Annotated in this window: 20 protein-coding genes; 2 read left to right on the top strand and 18 right to left on the bottom strand. The window is 40.9% G+C overall.

What is annotated here, in order from left to right:
- Positions 1-22 precede the first annotated feature (22 nt).
- Positions 23-1,174, top strand: a complete 1,152-nt coding sequence (locus V5M37_RS07030) for a diguanylate cyclase domain-containing protein (RefSeq protein WP_423801373.1) — start codon at positions 23-25, stop codon at positions 1,172-1,174.
- Between the two features lie 44 nt (positions 1,175-1,218).
- On the opposite strand, the gene V5M37_RS07025 is transcribed toward V5M37_RS07030, so the two are convergent.
- From V5M37_RS07025 to V5M37_RS06965, 13 genes are all read right to left on the bottom strand, one after another.
- Positions 1,219-1,455: a cupin domain-containing protein gene (locus V5M37_RS07025; protein WP_423801372.1), complete on the bottom strand. Its 237-nt coding sequence runs from the start codon at positions 1,453-1,455 to the stop codon at positions 1,219-1,221.
- A 111-nt stretch (positions 1,456-1,566) separates the two neighbouring features.
- Positions 1,567-2,550 carry a sugar kinase gene (locus V5M37_RS07020; RefSeq protein WP_423801371.1) on the bottom strand — a complete coding sequence of 328 codons (984 nt, stop codon included), beginning with the start codon at positions 2,548-2,550 and terminating at the stop codon, positions 1,567-1,569.
- The gene (locus V5M37_RS07015) at positions 2,537-3,190 is read right to left on the bottom strand and encodes a bifunctional 4-hydroxy-2-oxoglutarate aldolase/2-dehydro-3-deoxy-phosphogluconate aldolase (RefSeq protein ID WP_423801370.1); all 654 of its coding nucleotides are present in this window, start codon (positions 3,188-3,190) and stop codon (positions 2,537-2,539) included. Before V5M37_RS07015 ends, V5M37_RS07020 begins: the two co-directional genes overlap by 14 nt.
- A 48-nt stretch (positions 3,191-3,238) precedes the next feature.
- Complete coding sequence (locus V5M37_RS07010; RefSeq protein WP_423801369.1) at positions 3,239-4,726, bottom strand: UxaA family hydrolase; 1,488 nt, start codon at positions 4,724-4,726, stop codon at positions 3,239-3,241.
- Positions 4,727-4,740: 14 nt separating this feature from the next.
- Positions 4,741-6,210: a tagaturonate reductase gene (locus tag V5M37_RS07005; protein ID WP_423801368.1), complete on the bottom strand. Its 1,470-nt coding sequence runs from the start codon at positions 6,208-6,210 to the stop codon at positions 4,741-4,743.
- Positions 6,211-6,296: 86 nt separating this feature from the next.
- Complete coding sequence (locus V5M37_RS07000) at positions 6,297-7,295, bottom strand: LacI family DNA-binding transcriptional regulator (RefSeq protein ID WP_423801367.1); 999 nt, start codon at positions 7,293-7,295, stop codon at positions 6,297-6,299.
- A 103-nt stretch (positions 7,296-7,398) separates the two neighbouring features.
- On the bottom strand, positions 7,399-8,805 hold the full coding sequence (gene uxaC / locus V5M37_RS06995; RefSeq protein WP_423801366.1) for a glucuronate isomerase: 1,407 nt from the start codon (positions 8,803-8,805) through the stop codon (positions 7,399-7,401).
- Between the two features lie 228 nt (positions 8,806-9,033).
- Entirely contained in the window at positions 9,034-9,780 is a 747-nt protein-coding gene (locus V5M37_RS06990) for a response regulator transcription factor (RefSeq protein ID WP_423801365.1), read from the bottom strand.
- A 60-nt stretch (positions 9,781-9,840) separates the two neighbouring features.
- Positions 9,841-11,676 carry a sensor histidine kinase gene (locus V5M37_RS06985; RefSeq protein ID WP_423801364.1) on the bottom strand — a complete coding sequence of 612 codons (1,836 nt, stop codon included), beginning with the start codon at positions 11,674-11,676 and terminating at the stop codon, positions 9,841-9,843.
- A 101-nt stretch (positions 11,677-11,777) separates the two neighbouring features.
- Positions 11,778-12,815 (bottom strand): TRAP transporter substrate-binding protein, encoded by a 1,038-nt coding sequence (locus tag V5M37_RS06980; RefSeq protein WP_423801363.1) that lies wholly within the window; start codon positions 12,813-12,815, stop codon positions 11,778-11,780.
- Positions 12,816-12,877: 62 nt separating this feature from the next.
- Positions 12,878-14,173, bottom strand: a complete 1,296-nt coding sequence (locus V5M37_RS06975) for a TRAP transporter large permease (RefSeq protein WP_423801362.1) — start codon at positions 14,171-14,173, stop codon at positions 12,878-12,880.
- A gap of 2 nt (positions 14,174-14,175) precedes the next feature.
- A complete protein-coding gene (locus V5M37_RS06970) occupies positions 14,176-14,673 on the bottom strand; it encodes a TRAP transporter small permease (RefSeq protein WP_213141162.1) in 498 nt (165 codons plus the stop codon).
- A gap of 218 nt (positions 14,674-14,891) precedes the next feature.
- The gene (locus tag V5M37_RS06965) at positions 14,892-15,185 is read right to left on the bottom strand and encodes a hypothetical protein (protein WP_423801361.1); all 294 of its coding nucleotides are present in this window, start codon (positions 15,183-15,185) and stop codon (positions 14,892-14,894) included.
- Between the two features lie 128 nt (positions 15,186-15,313).
- Between V5M37_RS06965 and V5M37_RS06960 the strand changes: the two genes are divergently transcribed.
- Positions 15,314-16,576 (top strand): ATP-binding protein, encoded by a 1,263-nt coding sequence (locus V5M37_RS06960; protein ID WP_423801360.1) that lies wholly within the window; start codon positions 15,314-15,316, stop codon positions 16,574-16,576.
- Positions 16,577-16,621: 45 nt separating this feature from the next.
- Here V5M37_RS06960 and V5M37_RS06955 read toward each other — a convergent pair whose 3' ends face one another.
- From V5M37_RS06955 to nagA, 5 genes are all read right to left on the bottom strand, one after another.
- Positions 16,622-17,644: a CAP domain-containing protein gene (locus V5M37_RS06955; protein ID WP_423801359.1), complete on the bottom strand. Its 1,023-nt coding sequence runs from the start codon at positions 17,642-17,644 to the stop codon at positions 16,622-16,624.
- A 139-nt stretch (positions 17,645-17,783) separates the two neighbouring features.
- Complete coding sequence (locus tag V5M37_RS06950) at positions 17,784-18,521, bottom strand: SIS domain-containing protein (protein WP_423801358.1); 738 nt, start codon at positions 18,519-18,521, stop codon at positions 17,784-17,786.
- A gap of 19 nt (positions 18,522-18,540) precedes the next feature.
- Complete coding sequence (locus V5M37_RS06945) at positions 18,541-19,263, bottom strand: GntR family transcriptional regulator (RefSeq protein ID WP_423801357.1); 723 nt, start codon at positions 19,261-19,263, stop codon at positions 18,541-18,543.
- Positions 19,264-19,322: 59 nt separating this feature from the next.
- Positions 19,323-20,060 carry a glucosamine-6-phosphate deaminase gene (nagB, locus tag V5M37_RS06940; RefSeq protein WP_423801356.1) on the bottom strand — a complete coding sequence of 246 codons (738 nt, stop codon included), beginning with the start codon at positions 20,058-20,060 and terminating at the stop codon, positions 19,323-19,325.
- The gene (gene nagA / locus V5M37_RS06935) at positions 20,057-21,256 is read right to left on the bottom strand and encodes an N-acetylglucosamine-6-phosphate deacetylase (protein WP_423801355.1); all 1,200 of its coding nucleotides are present in this window, start codon (positions 21,254-21,256) and stop codon (positions 20,057-20,059) included. Before nagA ends, nagB begins: the two co-directional genes overlap by 4 nt.
- Positions 21,257-21,269: the final 13 nt, after the last annotated feature.

Genomic DNA, 21,269 nt, shown 5'->3' with positions numbered 1-21,269 from the left:
ACATAGTAGCGGAGATCAATGAATGTTAAAAGATTTTGTTTCAAATACTGCCCTATTAATATCAGCTTTTTTTGTCTTAGGGCAATTATTCAAAAATAGACCATTAAAGGCTTCTTCACCATTGTCCACTAAACTATATTGGGGACTTTCCTACGGTATCCTTGGAAACATACTCATGATTTTTAGTATTAAAATTTCTACCACAACAATTGCCGACCTCCGCCATTTAGCAATCGTTCTTGCGGCTGCTTTCGGGGGATTCATTCCCGCGTTGCTCGCTTCTGCCCTTATTGTAATAGGGAGATTTCTGCTTTTCAGTTATAGTGATGCAGCTCTTTATGCTTCTATCGGAATGCTGTTTATAGCGATCATAAGCAGCGGATTAGCAAGATTGAATTATAATTTTACAATGAAAGCTTTTTTCATGAACCTGATTGGATTATTTATCCTAACAATCGTTTTTACCATCAATATTGAAGATCCAATTGTATTAAAAAAATTGTTAATCATGCATTATATTTTTTCGTTAACAGGCGGATTTATCGCCTATCATTTTTCTGTGTTTATCGCCCATTCTAATGAAAACCAAAGAAAATTAAAGAATAGCCTTATCGAACTGAAAGAAACACAGCATAAATTAGAGAAATCCAATGAACGATTAAACCAACTCTCTTATGTAGACGGATTAACCGGTGTGGGAAATCGGAGATATTTTGATACGAAACTGGCAAAGGCGTGGCTTCATGCTCAATCGGATCAAGTCCCAATTTCATTACTAATGTTCGACATTGATTTCTTTAAAAAATATAATGATACCTATGGCCATCTTACTGGTGATTATTGCTTGCAAACCATTTCCCAAGCTATTAACAATCTTGTAACGGAAGATTCAAGCTATACACTCTGCCGTTATGGCGGTGAGGAATTCAGCCTCATCATGCCTGCAGCAAACCGGGAAAATGCCGAACAATTTGCCGCACTAATCACGAAAACAGTTAAGGAACTAAATATTCCCCATATTAATTCAGAAATAGCAGAAATCGTCACCCTAAGCATCGGGATCGCCTCATTCATCCCTGGTCCAACAGCCAAACCGAAGGATTTGATTCAGTTGGCAGACGAGGCCCTTTATACTTCAAAAACAAAAGGCAGGGACACGATTTCTATTTTGTAACAAAAAAAGACCGAGCAGTTCAAGCCCGGTCTTTTTTTGTTACATCATAGAAAATCTACCCGCTGAGGTGTAAAAACATCCAGTATGATCGAGTCATCTTCAAGCGCTTTAACCCCATGCAAAGTATCTGAAGGAATGTAGATGCTGTCCCCTTTCACCACTTGCTGGACGTTTCCATCCAAATTGAACTCAAAACTTCCTTGAACAATGTAACTTACCTGTTCGTGCGGGTGGGAGTGGATTGCACCAATGGCATCCTTTTGGAAACTTACTTCTGTCATCATCAGGCCTCCGCCCCTTCCCAAAAGCTTCCTTTTGGCACCTTCTCCTGCTTCCACAGAATTTTCCTTATTTCCAAAGTAAAACAAGTCAATCACCTCAACTTTACATATTTATCTTGTAGCTTCTACCCTGCCTGAGATAATGGAATTGATCTCCTCAAGAGATGGGTTCCCTTCCCAATCACCCTTAAATTGGGTTGCCAGCGCCCCCAAAATATTCGCGCGAGTTAAGGCCAGCTCCAGGGATGAAGGAGCCAATACACCTTCTTCGTCTAAATACTCAGAGAGGAACCCTGCTGCAAACGCATCACCAGCCCCGACCGTATCAATGACCTGTGTGACTACATGTGGGGCTGCTTTAACAGAATCGCCGTTGATAAAGCCCATCGATCCCTCGGCACCGAGCTTTAAGATAACTACTTTCGGCCCCATTTGCAGGAATCTCTCTCCATATTCTTCAATGGATTGTTGACCTAATAGGAACTCTGCTTCCTCCACGCCTGGCAGAAACACATCACATAGCGGGATAAGCGAAAGTAAAACACTCCGCGCCTTCTCCTCACTCCAGAGCTTTCTCCGTAAATTTGGGTCAAAGGAAATGGTCAGTCCCATATCCCTGGCCATTTCCATTGCTTTACGGATAGCTTCGGCAGCATTTTCACTTAAGGCCGGTGTTATTCCTGTGACATGCAAATGCTTGACACCAGCAAACCACTCTTTTTGCAGATCTTCTGGCTGAAGATTGCTAGCGGCTGAGTTTTTCCGATAATAATAAACGGTTGGATCCCCATAGCTTTTACTTTCTTTAAAATAAACCGCCGTAGGTTTTTCCGCATCACGGAGGGCATAGGATACATCTACTCCCTCTCCGCCAAGTGTTGACAAAATAAAGTCACCAAACGGATCTTTTCCTAGTTTACTGACCCATCTAACCTTCTTGCCTAAACGTGTCAGGGTGATGGCAACATTTGATTCGGCACCTGCCAGGGACTTAGTAAAGAGCGGCTCATACTTAATCCCTTTTTCCCCGATTGTTTGAAAAAGAACCATGCTTTCCCCAATTGTCAGTACATCCGTACGGTTATTTGGCTGCATGCACCTGCACCTCTTTAGCTAGTCTAGTATACGCCGCAGCTAATTGCGTAATTTGCTCAAAATCACCTTTTTTAATTAACTCATTGTTTACTAGATTTCCACCGAGCCCAACTGCAATGGCTCCGTAGCCCAAAACCTCTTTGATATTGTCCAGATTCACTCCGCCTGTTACCATCATGGGAATATGGTTAAGCGGTCCTCTAATATCTTTAATATATTTCACTCCCATTGAGCCGACTGGGAAAACCTTAACAGCGCTTGCCCCGAGGCGATGCGCCCGGACAATCTCAGTAGGAGTCAGCGTTCCAGGCCAAACTTCCACACCTTGTTCAAGTCCGTATGCCAATACCTCTTCATCCAGGTTTGGCGACACAATATACTCTGCACCTGCATGAACCGCTTCCTTTGCCATCTCAAGGTCCAAAACGGTTCCCGCACCAATTCGTAATTGACTGCCAAATTTCCCTTTCAGATCATGAATCATATTAAGGGCGCCATCGGTGTTTAATGTCACTTCTAAAAATGAAACTCCGCCTGCTGCCAGGGCTTTGGCTGTGTCTTCACCACTGCCGTTTGGAATGCCGCGAATAATTGCCACAATTTTTTCTTGTTTTAATAACGAAACTAAGTTTTGCTCCATTGAAACTGCCTCCATTACTGAGTTTTTTTCGCATAAGAGTTTAAATACCTATAATGTTACACCCGTTTTAAAAATAGCAATCTCTCTAAAGTCATTTTTCTCATTGTTTACAAATTCACCGCTGGCCACTTTAATCACATAGTCAATAAATTGTCTCAAGACAACATCTGCTGATTGCTCCAGCAATACTCCGGCGTCAAAGTCAATCCAATGAGGCTTCGCTTCAAATAGCGGGGTATTGGTCGAAATCTTCATGGTTGGAACATAAGTGCCAAACGGTGTTCCCCGTCCAGTTGTAAAGAGAACCATTTGACAGCCGGCCGAAGCCAGCGCAGATGCGGCAACAAGGTCATTTCCTGGGGCGCTCAACAGGTTTAGTCCTTTTTTCTTTAATCTTTCGCCATATTTTAACACATCCGTCACAGTGGAAGTCCCCGCTTTTTGTGTACAACCGAGCGATTTATCCTCAAGGGTAGTGATCCCGCCCGCTTTATTCCCTGGTGATGGGTTTTCATACACAGGCTGATTATTGGCGATAAAATACTGTTTAAAGTCATTGATTAATTCAACCGTTTTTTCAAAAACCTCTTTATTTTCTGCCCGTTCCATGAGAATCGTTTCCGCTCCGAACATTTCAGGCACCTCAGTTAACACCGTGGTTCCACCCTGGGCAGCAAGAAAATCCGAAAGTCTTCCAAGCAATGGATTGGCCGTGATTCCTGAGAGGCCATCTGAACCCCCACATTTCAATCCAAGTTTTAGTTCTGATAATGGGACCTCTTCGCGCTTATCGCTTTTGGCATTTTCATAGATTTCCTTTAAAAGCTTAACGCCTTCCTCAATCTCGTTGCCAACCTCTTGGGAAGCGAGGAATTTCACACGGCCTTCATCAAATTCGCCAAGGCTTTCCTTAAATTCATAGAGATTATTATTCTCGCAGCCAAGCGCTAACACGAGGACGCCGCCAGCATTAGGATGAAGGGCTGCATCCTGCAAAATGGTCCTTGTGTTGTGATGGTCGTCGCCAAGCTGGGAGCAGCCATAATTGTGTTTTAATACAAGGATATTTTCAAACGGGCTGATATCGCCCACTTCCTTTTGGAAACGTTTGATAATTGTTTCTGCGACACCGTTGACACAGCCAACAGTCGGTACGATCCACAATTCATTGCGGATTCCGACGGTACCGTTTTTCCGCCTGAAGCCTTTAAAGGTCAGGTTCTCATTTTTATAAGGATTTTCGGCTAGCTTCTGGCTAAATTGATAGTCTTTTATTCCATCAAGATTGGTTTTCGTATTTTGTGTATGAACATGCTCACCGGCAGAAATTACTTTTGTAGCATGCCCAATCGGATAGCCATATTTCACGATAAATTCATTTTCTTGAATATCCTTCACAGCGATCTTATGTCCACGTGTCAGGTCCTCTTTGAGCTCAACCTCACGCCCATTGACCGAAATGGATTGGCCTTTTTGTAAATCCTGCAATGCAACAACAACATTATCATTTTCATTAATCTGGATAAATTCCAACATTGCTCAAATCCCCCTTATCTTGCCGTTTTCTCCTTTAAGACTGCCTGAGCGGCCTGCTTCATTCCCTTTGTTTCGATTTCGTACAAATAATGGGTAACAGCATCCGTTAGCCCCGTAACAGAATTTAAGTCCATTCCCCAATTTTTCTCGTATCCTAAAACTGCACGAACAATTTCTTTTAGACTTTCACTGGTTCCATCAAAGCTGTCCCATTGCGCTTTGAACAACTCAAGAATGTCTTGGTCATCACTAAGATTAATATCTTCCGCACCTCTTTTTCCCTTATAAAAAGCAATCAACGCAGCTAGAGAGAATACTAGTTTTTCAGGCAATTCCTTTTTACGGTTGATATATTCTAATAAAGATGGCAGGTCTCTGGTTGTATATTTAGAGATGGAATTCAATGAAATACTCATCAGAAAATGCTTGATATATGGGTTTCTAAATCGATCCAGAACATCATTCGCAAAAGAAGCTAATTCTTCAGCCGGAAGATCTAATGTCGGAATAATTTCGTCAAAAATCAGCTCTTTAATAAAGCTGCCCATCACCGGATGCTCGACCGCTTCGGCAACTGTTTCTAAACCGTAAAGGTAGGAAACTGGTGTCATCGCGGTATGAGCGCCGTTTAAAATCCGCACCTTTCTAGTCCGATACGGTGTTAGGTCATCAACAAACATGGTGTCTAACCCGGCCAAATGGGTTGGAAATTCTTCTTTTATCCACTGAGGCCCTTCAATGACGAAATTGTAGAATTGTTCACTGGCAACGACAAAATCATCCTGGTAGCCTAGCTCTTCCGTCATTTCTGTGATCGTATCGACAGGAAAGCCTGGAACAATCCTGTCAACGAGGCTATTGCAAAATGTATTGGCATCATTGATCCATTGAACAAATTCCACACCAAGGCTCCAAGCAGCGGCATATTGGAGAATCATTTCTTTTAGTTTCTCGCCATTTTTTTCAATAAGTTCACAAGGAATGATGATTAACCCTTTACTGTTATCCCCGTTAAAAGCCTGGAAACGATGGTAGAGAAAAGCCGTCAACTTTCCAGGAAAGCTCTTTTGCGGGCGGTCCTCCAAGCGGTCCGTTTCCTGATAGGCGATCCCAGCTTCTGTTGTATTGGAAAAAACAAAGCGCAGTTCTGGATTTTGCGCGAGTTCAAGATATTTTTCATATTCCGTATAAAGGTTCAAGCCTCTATTGATGGATTGGATTAAGGTATGCTCCTTCACCGGCTTACCATCCTTCATCCCTTGCAAATAAAGCGTATATAAGCCATCCTGGGCGTTTAATTTTTCTACCTTTTCATACCCGCGTGGCTGAACAACCACAATACTGCCGTTAAAAAGGTTAGCTTTATTCATAACATCGATTTGCCAATCAACAAAAGCCCGTAAAAAGTTTCCTTCGCCAAATTGCAGGACCTTTTCCGGATAGGATTCAATGCCTTGGATGGTCTTTCGATTAAGTTTCTGCAAAGTTATCTCTCCTTTTATGCACACGTGAACATTTTCCCGTTTTATAAAACCGTTTAAAAGCTTCCCGCCCTTTAAACGGTATAAGTTTACTTCACTAAGGATACAGACTTTCTGATCACTAATTCCGTTTCAACAAAAATCTTATCACCTTTGTTTTCATTATTTTCAATTAATTCAAACAGTTTTTCAGCGCCCAGTTTACAGATTTTTTCAACTGGTTTCTTGACAGTTGTCAAAGGCGGGTTTGTATACTGTGCCGAGGCTATATCATCAAAGCCTGTGATCGAAATATCCTTCGGAACATGTAACCCTTTGGCAAATGCTGCATGGAGCGCACCGACTGCCATATCATCATTTGAGCAAAAGACGGCGGTAGGCGGATTGTCTAAGGCGAGCAGATTTTCCATTGCTTCATATCCGCTTTGCAAGTCATAATTTCCTTTTACCATATACTCCTTGCGGATTGGGATATCATTTTCCATCAATGCCTGCAGGTAGCCTTCCCTGCGTTCCAGTGTGGATTGGAAGCCTGTAATCCCTTCAATAATCGCAATATTCGAATGGCCATTTTCAATCAAATAATTTACAGCATGGCAGGAGCCCTCATGATCATTTGATAGAATGTTAATGATTGACTGATCGTTGATTTCCCGATTCATCACCACAAGCGGAATTTTTTGATTTAACACATGATATATAAAGGAATTATCAGCGTCACTTTGGCTCATTAAAATAATGCCGTCGAACCTTTTGCTATGAATCGTGGAAAAGTCTTCATAATCGTCAATTCCTCTGACGAATAAATTGTAATCCTCATTGATGACGGCATTTACGCCAGTTACCGCATCAGCAAAGAAACTGGAAGATGTTCCATTGGATATGCTCGTAAAGAAAAGGCCGATGGTATAAGACTTTTGAGTGACAAGGCTTTTGGCATTAAAATTTGGTGTATAGTTAAGCTGAGCGGCTATGTCAAGGATCTTTTTCTTCGTATTTGGCTTGATTAGCGGACTGTCATTCAAGGCTCTGGATACAGTCGTATGGGATACATTTGCTAATTTCGCGATATCTTTAATTGTAACCATTTTGTTTCACCCTTTATTTACCTTCCGCTTTTCATTTTACTTGGAATAACGCTTTTTGAAAAGACGAGAGACTAAATTTACGCTCTCGTCTTTTACATGAAAATTATAATTCAAAGCCAAAGTATTCGTTTGCGTTTTGATAGCTGATTCCTTGAACAATTTTACCTAAAAATTCGATGTTATTAGGCACTTCGCCATTTTCTACCCATTCAGCAATGAGGGCACAGACAATTCTTCTGAAATATTCATGTCTTGTATAGGATAAGAAGCTTCTTGAGTCAGTCAGCATGCCAATGAAGCGGCTGAATAGGCCCATATTGGACAGTGATTTCATTTGCTCAATCATGCCAGCTTTATTGTCATTAAACCACCAGGCTGTTCCGAATTGGATTTTTCCTGGGACTCCACCGCCTTGGAAATTGCCAATCATGGCGGCAATGATATTGTTATCGTTGGGATTTAATGAATAGATAATCGTCTTCGGAAGTCCGCTTTCCTGTTCAATCAAATCCAGCAGTTTAGTTAATGGCTTGGCAATGTTCTCATCATTAATCGAATCCCAGCCCGTATCCGGCCCCAATACCTTAAACATTTTTGAATTCGTATTACGTAATGCATTAATGTGAAGCTGCATAGCCCAGCCTAATTCCGCATAATGTTTACCTAAAAATTTAAAGGTATAGGTTTTGAATTTCTTTTCATCTTCTAGGGAGACTTTATTCCCCTTCAAGGCTTCGCTGAAAATCACTGCTGCTTCTTCTTTCGTAGTGTCAGCATACAACATTTGATCAATGGCGTGGTCAGAAACCAAACAGCCAACAGAATGGAAGAACATGATTCTTGACTCAAGTGCTGTTAAATAGTCGTCATAAGAGTTAATAGACACTCCTGAAACCTCTTGCAGCTTTTCAACCCATGGGAGGAATGTATCACGGTTAATTTCCAATCCTTTGTCAGGTCTGAAGCTTGGTAAAACCTTGACAGCAAAACTTGAATCTTCTTTAAGCTTAAGGTGATATTCCAGGCTGTCCACAGGATCATCTGTTGTGCAAACTACTTTTACATTTGATTTTGTAATGAAATCCCGAGCGCCATAGCCCTCACTATTTAATTGTGCATTGACCTTCTCCCAGATTTCTGGTGCACTTTCCTCATCAAGTAAATCATAAATCCCGAAAAACCTTTGTAATTCTAAATGAGTCCAATTATAAAGCGGGTTTCCAATTGTCATTGGAACAGTTTTCGCCCACGCCATGAATTTGTCATAGTCATTTGCGCTGCCGGTAATGAATTCCTCTTGAACCCCATTTGCCCGCATTAAACGCCATTTATAATGGTCACCATATAACCAAGCTTCAGTAATATTTTTAAATGTTTTATTTTCATAAATTTCCTTTGGACTTAAATGGCAATGATAATCGATTATTGGCATTTGCTTTACATAATCATGATATAAACGGACAGCAGTTTCATTTTTCAAAAGAAAGTTTTCATCCATAAAGTTTTGCATATGTCCACCATCTTCCTAGTAAGTAAATTATTGTTAACGTTAACAAATCGATTGAAAAAAATTTGTAGTTAATAGCAACATTTTTCGATAGTTTAGCATAATGTTAACGTTAACATTTATGATTTTATTTTACCTTAGATCCGAATAGATTGCAATCGGTTTCAAAGAATTGCCATGTAAAACCTGGATAGAAAAAAATCTACACAGGTTTTACGATGGAGGAAATGTTTAGTTTGTCCGGACCCGCTTCCGATATTCAGATGGAGTCACTCCTGTTTTACGCTTAAATAAGTTACTAAAATACGTAATATCTGAATAACCCAGCCGATCAGCTATTTCAGAAATCCGTAAGGAGGTTCTCTCAAGCAGTTTTTTTGCTTCATTCATCCGGATTTCAAGAACAAAGTCAACAAAGTTCTGTTCTGTTTTATCTTTAAAAAGCTTACTTAAATAACTTGGATTCAAATGCACGTAGTTGGCCGCTTCAGATAATGTGACCTCTCCTGGAACTTTGCTTTTGACGTATTGAATGACCTTCTCAACAGTGGATAACTCTGATGGATCGGCTTCTTTTTGTGGGGCAGCTGCCGTTTCTTCACTTTCCTGGCGATGCTTTACCCATTTGACCAGACATTCTTTCAATTCTTCAAGCTCTACCGGCTTAAGCAGGTAGTCAAATACCCCTGACCTTAGGGCATGCTGTACATACTTAAAATCATCGTACCCGCTGATCATAATACAGTCAGTACGAGACTCGGCATTTGCCAATGCCGTAACGAAGGCTAGCCCGTCCATCACGGCCATCCTTACGTCTGTCATAACGAGATCAGCCGGCCTTTCCTTTAAAAAATCCAGAGCCTCCAAGCCATTGGTGCATTCCCCGATTACCTCAAAGGGCAGCTCTGCCTTGGCGATTGTATGCCGCAGTGCTGTGCGAACCCATTTCTCATCATCAACCAAGAGTATTGTGTACATGCCATCACTTCCCAATAAAACAAAAAGATTTATGTTCTTGACTCCTGATCCTTCAATCAGCTACCCGATAAGCCTGTTCATAGGCAAGCGAATGCTTATGACTGCACCAATGCCTTCCTTGCTTTCAACGCTGATGCCATACTCGTCGCCAAAAAGGTGCACAATTCTTCGATGTACATTCACCATACCGATTCCAGGCCCGCCTTCCATGACATCTTTTTGTCTTAGATTATGGCGGATTTCTTCCAGCCTCAGCGGGGAAATCCCCACTCCATTGTCCTGAATTCTAATAATATAGGCCTCCTCTGATTCCTCAAGCGCCGTGATACTGATTTTTGAGATGCCGCCGGACGGTTCAAGCCCATGCTTAAAGGAATTTTCAACGATTGGCTGAATCGAAAATTTGGCAATAGTCTGTTTTTTCGCCCAGTCAGGAATCGAGAATTCATACTCGAATTTATCAGCAAAACGATGCTTCTGTATGCGAAGGTATACCTTTGTGTGGAGAATTTCTTCGTCCAACTTTACAATTTGCGAATTATTATTAATATTATAACGCAATAATTTGGCCAATGCCGCGGAAATATCCGATATTTCCTCCATTCCATTTTCCAAGGCCATTCCGCGAATGGTTTCTAGAGAGTTAAACAAAAAATGCGGGTTAATTTGCGCCTGAAGTGCTTTCAGTTCAATTTCCTTTTGACGCAGCAGCATTTCCGTTTCCCTGATTTTAGAAAGATATACTTCATCTACAAGCTCATTTAATCTGATGAGCATTTTATTAAACCCTTGTGTTAGATCGCCAATCTCATCTTTAGATAAAACCTCGACCTGGCCGCTGAAATCTCCCTTTTCCACTCGCCTCATCATTTTTTGCAATCCGATTATCGGCTTTATGATATTTTCTGCCAAACCCGCACCGAGAATGATAGCAATCAGCATGGTGATGACCGCCATAATAAAAATGGTATTTCGGATATTGACAGAACTCTTGATTAGCTCTTTATAGGGAATGGCTGTGATGACAGTCCAACCAAGAAACCCGGAATGGTTATAGGTGAGTAATTTCTTCTGTTCCCCGCTTGTAACAAAGGAACCGCTCTCCCCTTGAAGAATTTTTTGCATATTTTGCAGTGACGCCTTCTTCCCTAGTTGAGAAAAGTCTGGATTATAGACGTAGTTTCCCTGTGAATCTACAATATACATAAACCCGGAATGACCAATGTTGACTTGGCTGGCAATTTCCTTAAACCTCTTAAAATTAACATCTACCACTATAAAACCGACCGGTTTCAGGGTTTTTGGACTAAACAATCTTCTGGCAATGGAGATAACATGCTCTTTGTTCTCGTTATCTTCAAGTGTACGTGTAAAAATAACTGGTTCAGCTGTTTCGGGCAGGATTCTATCAAAAAACTTCGGTTGAAACGCCTCCATTGGATGAAACCGATTGTAGCGGATATCGATTGCATCGACTGTAACGACATTATTCAAGGAAATCGTAATGTTAGCTATGTCCGATCTTGAATAGGCAGCATTTTGTAACACCTTTTTGATATTAGCTGTCCCGCCACTTGAGTTTAATTCCTCTTCGGTCGTCATTTGGAGAAACCGATTCACCGCTTGGTTATTCAAAATTTTTAATATTTCAATCTCAAAATCACCCACATAATACTCAATATGGGTATTTACCTGCCTGATGATTTGCCAGCTGTATGAACGTGCTTCACTCTCAAGTACTTCCACTGATTTCTGGTAGGAAAAAAAGCCGATAAAACTAATCGGCACAATCACAAAAAGTGCAGAAAAAACAAACAGCTTACGAACCAGTGACTGATCTTTCAAGAGCAGTGCGTGCGCTAGCCGCTCCAACATATTTCTTCTTATACGCTTCATAACTCACCTTATTTCTAGGGTACATGAAAAAAGAAAGACTATGCAAAATGAATCCATTTTAAGCATAGTCTCTCGAGTTATTTTTTCCTTACATTCAAAAATTATTTTCTAGCTGCGTCGATGGCATCAAGAACATCTTTATAGTCAGCACGATACTTATCGATTACAGGCTTAACTTTATTTTGCCAAGGCTTAACATCTTTTACCTCAACAATCTTCACACCAGACTCTTCAATTTTCTTCTGAGAATCTTTCTCCATTTTATCCCATTCTGCACGTTCTGTTTTCACAGATTCTGTAGCAGCTTCTTGGATAATCTTTTTATCTGCATCACTTAATTTATCCCAAACAGTTTTGCTGGCTAATAGAATCTCAGGTACACGCTGGTGACCGTCAAGAATTAAATTCTTAGCTACCTGATAGTGGTTAGCAGAAACATAGCTTGGTGTATTGTTTTCAGCTCCATCGATAACGCCTGTTTGCAGTGAGCTAAATACTTCTCCATAAGGCATTGGAGTGGCACTGCCGCCTAGTGCTGCAATCAAATCAATATTAATCTGGTTTTGTTGTACACGGATTTTTTGGCCTTTTAGATCATCAACGCTCTTGATCGGCTTAGTAGAATAGAAGCTACGTGCACCTGAATCATAGTAGGCAAGACCTTCCATTTTAGACGCTTCTAAGCTCTTTAACATTTCCTGGCCTTTTTCACTGTTTAAAAATTTCCATTCATGTTCGGAACTGTCAAAGATATATGGAAGACTGAATACACCTAGAGGCTTACTGAATTCAGCCAATGGTCCGGCACTTACACGTGTGAATTCAACCGCTCCCAATTGAACTTGTTCGATTACTGATTTCTCATCGCCAAGCGAGCCATTCGGGAATACGCTAATTTTAATGCGGCCATCTGATTTTTTGTTCACTAGCTCAGCAAATTTCTTATCTCCCAATACAGTTGGATAGTTATCAGGGTGAGTATCAGCCAAACGGAAAGAGTATGTTTTTCCTTCTGATTTTGCGCCTTTATCTCCATCAGTTTTTGCCTTATCTGCCGTTCCACCACAAGCAGCAAGAATTAAACTTGCCCCAAGGACTGTACTTAGCGTTGCTGATAAACGTTTTGTAGACTTCTTCATTATAAATCCCCCTTCTAAATTTTAAAATTAATTAGATATATAGATAACTTTTGAAACCGATTTTAATGGCCTAACACATGTGGCAGCCATAGTGAAATGCTTGGAACATAGGTTAAAAGCATCAATGCTACCACGAGCACCAATCCAAACGGTGCCATTGCCTTGGCGGCCTTCATGATTGGGACCTCGCCGATGGCGGAACCAATAAAAAGAACCGTTCCAACCGGAGGTGTGAGAAGTCCAATTCCCAAGTTCAACATTAGAATGATACCGAAATGAACCGGATCCATACCCATTGCCGTAACAACAGGAAGCAAGATTGGTGTCATAATCAGGATAAGCGGTGCCATGTCCATGCCGCATCCGAGGATGAGCAGCAATACGTTGATAATTAATAGGATAATAATCGGATTATCAGAGATACTTAACAATCCATCTGTTACCATATTAGGAATTTGTAAGAATGCTAGTACATAACCTAAAGCATTGGATGCCGCAATCAGGAACAATACCATGGACACCGTTCTGAAGGTACGAATCAGGATATGCCACATCCGGCTGAACGGAATTTCCTTGAAGACGAAGAATGTTACAATGACTGCATATAAAACAGCGATAGCACCTGATTCTGAAGCAGTAAACCAGCCCGAGAATATTCCACCCAGGATGATCACGATCGGCATGATCGAAATGATTCCATCTTTAATGACTTTTGGTCTATCTTTTTTGTCAATGACAGTTGTTTGAGTGAAGCCTTGACGGATAGCCAAAATGCGGCTTACAATCATAAGCGTTACACAAAGCAGGATTCCTGGTACTACACCAGCCATAAATAAGGTTGCAATGGATACACCGCCGGAAGCAAGAGAGTACAAAATTAAGTTATGGCTTGGCGGAACAACTACGCCCTGAATCGCAGCAGCAGAAGTTAAGCCAGTTGCAAATTCTTTACTGTATCCTTTTTTCTTCATCATCGGAATCATAACTGAACCAATTGAAGATACGTCTGCAGCAGCAGAACCCGAGATATTTCCGAACAATAGACAGGCAAGGACGTTTACCATTGCCAAACCGCCGCGGACCCGGCCAACTATTAGCATCGCGAAGTTAATTAAGCGAGCGGCCAAGCCCCCTTCATTCATTAACTGGCCAGCCAAAATGAAGAACGGGATTGTTAATAATGCAAATGAATTTACACCCTGAATCATTCGTTGTCCAATAACCTCGAGCGGCATGTTCAGGTAAATCATGGTGAGAACAGTTGAACCTGCCAATGTCAGTGCCACTGGAAAACGCAGCAGCAGCATGATAACAAAGCTTGAAAGCAGAATGATTATGGCAATTGTTGTTTGATCCATTGTTAGTGGCCACCACCCTCTACGTTATGTCTTCTAGTGTCAACACCAATTAATTGCAGGAAAGCGTAAATAATCATCATGAAACCGGTAATCGGCATGACCGCATATTCCCAAGCATTAGATAATTTTGTTGCTGGCAGAGTCGATTCACTCATTAAAACGGTAAAATCCCAGCCATATTTCAGCAAATAATAACCGAATGCCATCGTTGCAAACGATACCACTTTATCGATGACCTTAATCACCGCTGGAGGCAGTTTTGCGGTAAAAGATTCAATGGCTAAATGCAGTTTTTCACGAACGCCTATGGCAATTCCCATAAACGAAAACCAGCATAACAATAACAGAGTAACTTCCTCTGACCAAAACAGTACGAAATTAAACAATTTTCGAGTAAAGACCTGCAGTGTTACGATGATAATCATGACGACCAGCGAGCCTATCGCCACTTTTTCAAAAAGACTATCAATGAACAGACAAAATCGTTTTAGCGCGTTCACTATCTAATCCCCCTCTTTTTTTGACTTTTTTAATTCTTCATGATTTTGTAAGTGCTTACTAAAATTATTGTAAATGTTTTCATTCCTGTCGTTAACCCTGCTGATTTTAGATTTTTTTATACTTTTTTTAGGTCAGTGCAAAAATTCGACAAAAAATCGATAAATTTTAAAAAAAGAAAACGGGGCTTTGGCCCCGTTCTCCCTAATTTTTATCCTTATTAGTACTGCACTTCCGCTTCATTCATTTCACAAGCGTGAATTTCACAATTTATGATGGCTTCATCAAACGTTGTTGCTGTACCAGTGATTCTTGCAGAACCGTAAAACTTTCGTCCCAATTCGATCGCACTTAATTTTAATTTCTCATTCTCCGGGTCCTTTTCCAATTCTGCCAATGCTTCATAATACTTGGATTTATTCTCCGAAATGGTTGATGATTTAAATAAAAAGATGGGGCCGAAAACGATAAAAGCGGCTAAGATAGGTGTAGCATAATAGAGTAAATGAACCATTTGAATCCCTCCGATATACTTTTTCCACATATTTGTCGTAATTTTGAGAAAAAAAAGGTAAAATTTGTTGAAACCTGCTGAATTTACCTGTAAAATTTTCCTAACAGGTCATTTGGATGGTGAAGTTAATGGAAGTAACAAAACATCTTTTCTTAAATCTATCCATTTTAATCATCTTTCTCTTTTTCAGTTTTATTTTAGTCGACAAAAGTAAAAAGATTACCCTTTCTAAGTCCTCGTATATCGTATTTTTTATTGTGATGCTGTGGATTTGCATCCAATTTTCCTATAATCCTATTTCTTCCGCTAGATTCGATTTAAGAATCATTCCACTCGTCATTGGCGGATTATATATAGGTATTGGTCCTATTTTGGTAGCGGCTGCCATTATTATGAGAAGCTTTTTTGGAATTAATTCTGGCTTGTTCTTAACGACCCTGCTTTTTATTCCCTATGCCATTGTTGTTTGGCGGATTTTCCCATGGTTTTGGAAGCAAGGTCCTGGAAGACGCATTTTTATATCTATTTGCTTCGGAATGACTTTGAGTGCTTTGACAGTAATGGGCATGGCATTATCAGATACCCATGCTTATTGGCTCGATGTTTGGATCGCTTATTTAATAATCCCCGCACTTGGAATTGGAATTATCTCCTATGCTATTGAATTCATTCAAAAAAATATTGAAATGAGACAGCAATTAGTAAAGGCGGAAAAGTTAAAAGCGGTGGAACAAATGGGTGCGGCCATTTCACATGAAATCAGAAATCCCTTGACGGCGGCAAGCGGATTTGTACAGCTTTTAGAGGATGACCATCTCCCGAGGCAAAAGAGAAAAGAATACTTATCCATCGTCAAGGAAGAACTAAATTCTGCAGAAAGAGTCATCCAAGATTATTTGACTTTTGCCAAGCCTTCCATCGAAACGTACGAGGAGCTTAATCTTAAAAGTGAACTCAAGCAAATCATCAATATTGTCCAGCCTTTAGCCAAACAAAATTCTGTTGAGATTATTACCGACTTTTCAGTTATTGGAATGATTAAAGGAGATCGGCAGAAATTTCGCCAATGCTTTGTGAATGTTTTAAAAAATGCCATTGAAGCAATGCCAAATGGAGGATATTTGAGTGTATCAACTGAATTTAATCAAACCTATGTAACAATCTGTGTCAATGATACAGGCATGGGCATGACAGACAAACAAATCGAACGGCTTGGAGAGCCGTTTTACTCGACAAAAGGGAAAAATGGCACAGGCCTTGGTATGATGGTTGTCTACAGTATTGTCCGGGCCATGGGTGGAACCATTTCGGTAGAAAGCAAAGAAGGCGTAGGGACAACCTTTTTATTCAAATTTCCCACTCTTACATCCATTTTTAAAAATCAAATATGATGAAAACCGACGGTACATTCGTGCCGTCGGTTTTTTGGTGTTTTCTTACTTACCGATAAACATCTGCGACCAATGCTTGCCAGTTTGTTCAAACCCTACACCAATATGAGTAAAGTTAGGGCTGAGAATGTTTTTGCGGTGACCTTCACTGTTCATCCAGGCATTCACTACCTCTTGTGGAGTCCGCTGTCCTTGCGCAATATTTTCTCCTGCTGATTTATAAGTGACACCAAAGTCCCTCATCATGTCAAATGGTGAGCCATACGTTGGGCTTGTATGAGAGAAATAGTGGTTTTGCTGCATATCAAGGGCCTTCTTTTGAGCGACACTGCTTAACTGTGTATCCGCCTTTAAGGCTGGAAGCCCATTTTTGCTACGCTGGGCATTCGTTAAATCAATCACCTGCTGCGCATATTGACCGACTGTGCCAGTAGCCGGTGCAGTACTTTTGGCTGGTGCCTTAGGCTGCGGCGCCGGTGTCGTCTGCTTCGGTGCAGGAGCAGGTGCCGGCGCTGGTGCCGGTTGAGTCTGCTTTGGTGCTGGTGCTGGTGCTGGTGCCGGTGCCGGTGCTGGTGCTGGTTGAGTCTGCTTCGGTGCTGGTGCTGGCGTCGGCACGTTTACATTTGGTCCCTGTAGGAACGGCTGTGCCTGCTCGATTACTCCCGTTTGGAACCAATTGCCTTGACTAGGGTCAATACGGACAAATTGATATTTAGCATCCTTGATTAAGACAGCCCTCGTATGAGGATATTGATCGCTGTCTAACGCCGTGAAATAAGCCGAAACCATATCATCATTGGTTCGTCTTATTTTTCGATTATCATTAAACAGATTTGCATCGAAATCCGGGTCGTTGTTGTCATTATTTGTATAATCTTCTGTCAGTGGACCATTATGGTCAATCCCATCATCTCTGCCATTACGAACATCGAAAATGCCATTGTTTCGGTTGTTCGTATCTAGAGCCACCCTGTCGCGATCGTTAATGTCATTTCTGTCATTGTTACAAGCGGCCAATCCCATTGTAAGCATGGCAGTTAAAGCTAAGCTAGCTGATTTTTTTATCAATTGTATTACCCCCTTTTGAAAAATTTTTCGCTTGCTTACTTATTTTCTAAATTTCTTAAGGAAAGTATTAATGGAAATTAACGTCTTAAAACACAAAAAAAGCCCGCGGTTTCGCAAGCTTTTTTAATAATTTAATGCATTATTTATCCAGCATAGGAATTCTGTTTTTATATTTATTGATTAACTCACGATTATGTTCGGCCGCACCATCAGCATTGCCGCTTTTAAAGATTGGCGGAGTAAACTGATGTTCCACCAGCATATTTACCGCCTCAACCATAATTGCATTGGCAATCGCTGTGCCCACAACAGTGGAACCCGACCCAAACGAGACTTCCAAATTTGGCAGCTCCATCATGGCATCCCCTAAAGGAATGTGGTTATCGATGACAAGATCCGCAGCTTGAAATAGATACTGTCCGTCTTTATGTCGGGACGAAACAGTTTTTGGATAAGCAAGTGAAGTAATGGAAATAACAAAAGCCATTTGTTTCTTGGCCCATTTTGCCACATCGATTGGGACCGGATTTCTTCCCGATGTAGAAACAACCATAACGACATCATTTGGCGCTATACTGATGTCTCCCATAAATGAATCGGCAAAATCATTTTGCTGTTCCAGTTGAGACGAACGTACCGCTCCTTTATGAAGCATAAGGTCTTCGATCAGGATAGGATTGATTGGAACCAATCCGCCAGCACGGTAAAAAAGCTCCTCCCCAATCATGTGAGAGTGGCCGCAACCAAATACATGCACAATTCCATCATTTTCAATACACTTAGCAATCTCGTTTGCTGCCGCTTTTATGCTTTTTTCTTCCACCTCTTCAACGGTGGTCAATAGCTCTTTTAGTTTTTCAAAGTATTGATTGAACATAGCAAAATCTCCATCATTTTTATCTCTTCATCTGAATCATGAATTTGTAGCGGTCTGCCCGATAAACTGACTTTACTAACTCAACAGGAGTCCCATCCTTTAAATAAGTGTTTCGCTGGATGAGCATGACAGGTGCGCCTTTGCTGATTTTAAGCAATTTTGCTTCATTTTGATTCGCAATCGAAGACTCGATCATCTGGGAGGCGCTGTCGATTTTTAAATGTAACTGCCCTTCAATATAGGCATATAACGATTGATTGACAATTTGTTCTGTAAGTCCTTTAATAAGATTGGCTGAAATGTAGTTCGTTTCATACGCCATGGGAACACCATCTGCCAAACGAATCCTTTTGATTTCATATACTGGAGCAAACTCCGAAATAGAAAGCTGACTGGCAACTTGTTTCGATGCCGGAATAATTTCAAAATGAATTAACTGACTCCCCGGAATCATTCCTCGTGTCTTCATATCCTCGGTAAAACTGGTTAATCCTTGCAGGGGCTGCTCGATTTTCCGCTCCGCAACAAAGGTTCCCTTTCCTTGCAAGCGATATAAATAGCCATCATTGACGAGCTGCGTAAAGGCCTGCCTCACCGTCATTCGGCTGATTTTATATTTTTCAGCGTATTCCCGTTCTGGAGGAAGGGCATCTCCCGGCAGTAGTTCCCCTTTTTCAATTAACTCTTTAATATGCTCTTCCAATTGATAATAAATGGGAATGGGGGAGTTCTTATTAATCATTTTGCCATTAACACCTTTCTCTCTTTACTCGGGACGTTTGGATGTCCTAATGCCTGCCTTTAACAAGGCAGCTTTAAACCCGCAACAGCCGCTTTATCTGCAATTATTGTAACATAAGGATGTTTTTTCAGAGCAGAGGCTGGGAAACTTTCTGTTAATTCCCCATTCAACAACTTAAACATAGCATCATTCTTGGATTCCCCAGAAACTAATAGTAAAATTTCCTTGCTTCTTAATATGGAAGCAATCCCCATAGTAATGGCTTTGGTTGGTACTTCCTCTATATTGTTAAAAAATCTGGCGTTAGCTTGAATGGTTGACGACGCTAACTGAACGACATGCGTGTTGGAACGAAATGAGGTTCCTGGTTCATTAAAGCCAATATGACCGTTTTGGCCAATTCCCAGCAGTTGCAAATCAATCCCGCCATGTTTTTCGATTAAATCGTCATAATAAAGACATTCAGCCTGCATATCTTTAACAATCCCCCGCGGAATAAAGGTTTTACTTTCATGAATATCGATATGGTTGAACAATTTCTCATTCATGAAATAACGATAGCTGTTTTTATTGTCGCCGGATAGCCCTATATATTCATCCAAATTAAACGTTGTAACGTGTTGGTAGGAAGTTCCGTTCTCCCGATGATCGGCAAATAAATTTTTGTAGGTTCCAACAGGAGTACCGCCTGTAGCTAGACCAAGCTTTATTTTAGGATTGTTTATAACTTTTTCAATGATATATTCCGCCGCTTTTAGACTCATTTCGTTATAATCTTTGACTTCAATAATTTTCATTTTGTTTCTGCCTCCTTTTTAAAAGCAACTGCTCCCCGGCAAAGAGTCATGAACACTTCCATATTGTGATCAAGAATAACGATGTCGGCATCTTTTCCTGCCGCAATGCTGCCTTTCTTGTCATATATATTTAGCTGTTTTGCCGGATTCACGGAAGCCATTTGAACAGCCTCTTCAAGGGTACAGCCTGTAAATGAAAGGACATTTTTTACTGCATGTCCCAATTTCAAAATACTGCCGGCCAAAGTGCCATCCGCAAGTGTAGCTTTGCCATCTTTCACGGTTACCTCTTGGCCGCCAAGGTCATAATGGCCATTTTTCAAGCATTTAGCCCGCATCGAGTCAGTAATTAAAATAATTCCTTCACTCTGTTTTTGTTTAAAGGCAAGTTTGACCATTTCCGGATGAACATGCACCCCATCAACAATCATCTCTGCCTTTAACTCATCATGCAGGAATGTTGCACCCACTATGCCGGGTTCACGATGATGAAGGCCTCTCATTTGATTGAATAAATGTGTTACATGATTGACACCGGCTTTTACTGCTTCCCCTACCTCTTCAAAGGTGGCATTCGAATGTCCGATGGAAGCAATAATACCGTTTTCCCTTAAATAACGGACCATCTCTAAACCGCCTGGCCGCTCAGGAGCTAAGGTGACAAGTTTTATCATTCCATTGGATTGTTCTTGCCACTCTCTTAATAATGAGAGATTTGGATCTATGATGTATTGGGTAGGCTGTGCTCCTGCCCGGCTGGCATTGACAAACGGCCCTTCCAAATGGATCCCAAGAATTTCTGCCTGACCTTTATCCGGTTGATTGGAAATATAATCACCAGCATTGATAACGGCTTTTTCAATTTGTTCTGGTTCCTGAGTCATGGTGGTGGCTAAGAAGCTTGTTGTTCCTTCACCAGGCAAAGACGACGCCATGTTGTCCAAGGCTTCTTTTGTTGCATCCATCGTATCGGCACCGTTCACTCCATGGATATGGACATCAATGAATCCCGGTACCGCAATATACTTGGCTGGAACCTCAATTATTTCAAAGTTTTCTTCATTGGAAAGATCATCTAATCTCCCAACTTCGATGATGTGGTTATTTTCAATTTTTATATATCCTTTTTCAATAATGCGATCTTCTGTATAGATTTTTATATCTTTAATTAAGATAAGATTATCTATTGGGTTCATTTTCATTACTTCC

The sequence above is a fragment of the Neobacillus sp. SAB-20_R2A genome, assembly GCF_049568635.1.
Classification (GTDB): Bacteria; Bacillota; Bacilli; order Bacillales; family Cytobacillaceae; genus Neobacillus; species Neobacillus citreus.
Note: the sequence above shows the minus strand (reverse complement) of the source record. Positions and strands in the feature narration are given on the sequence as shown.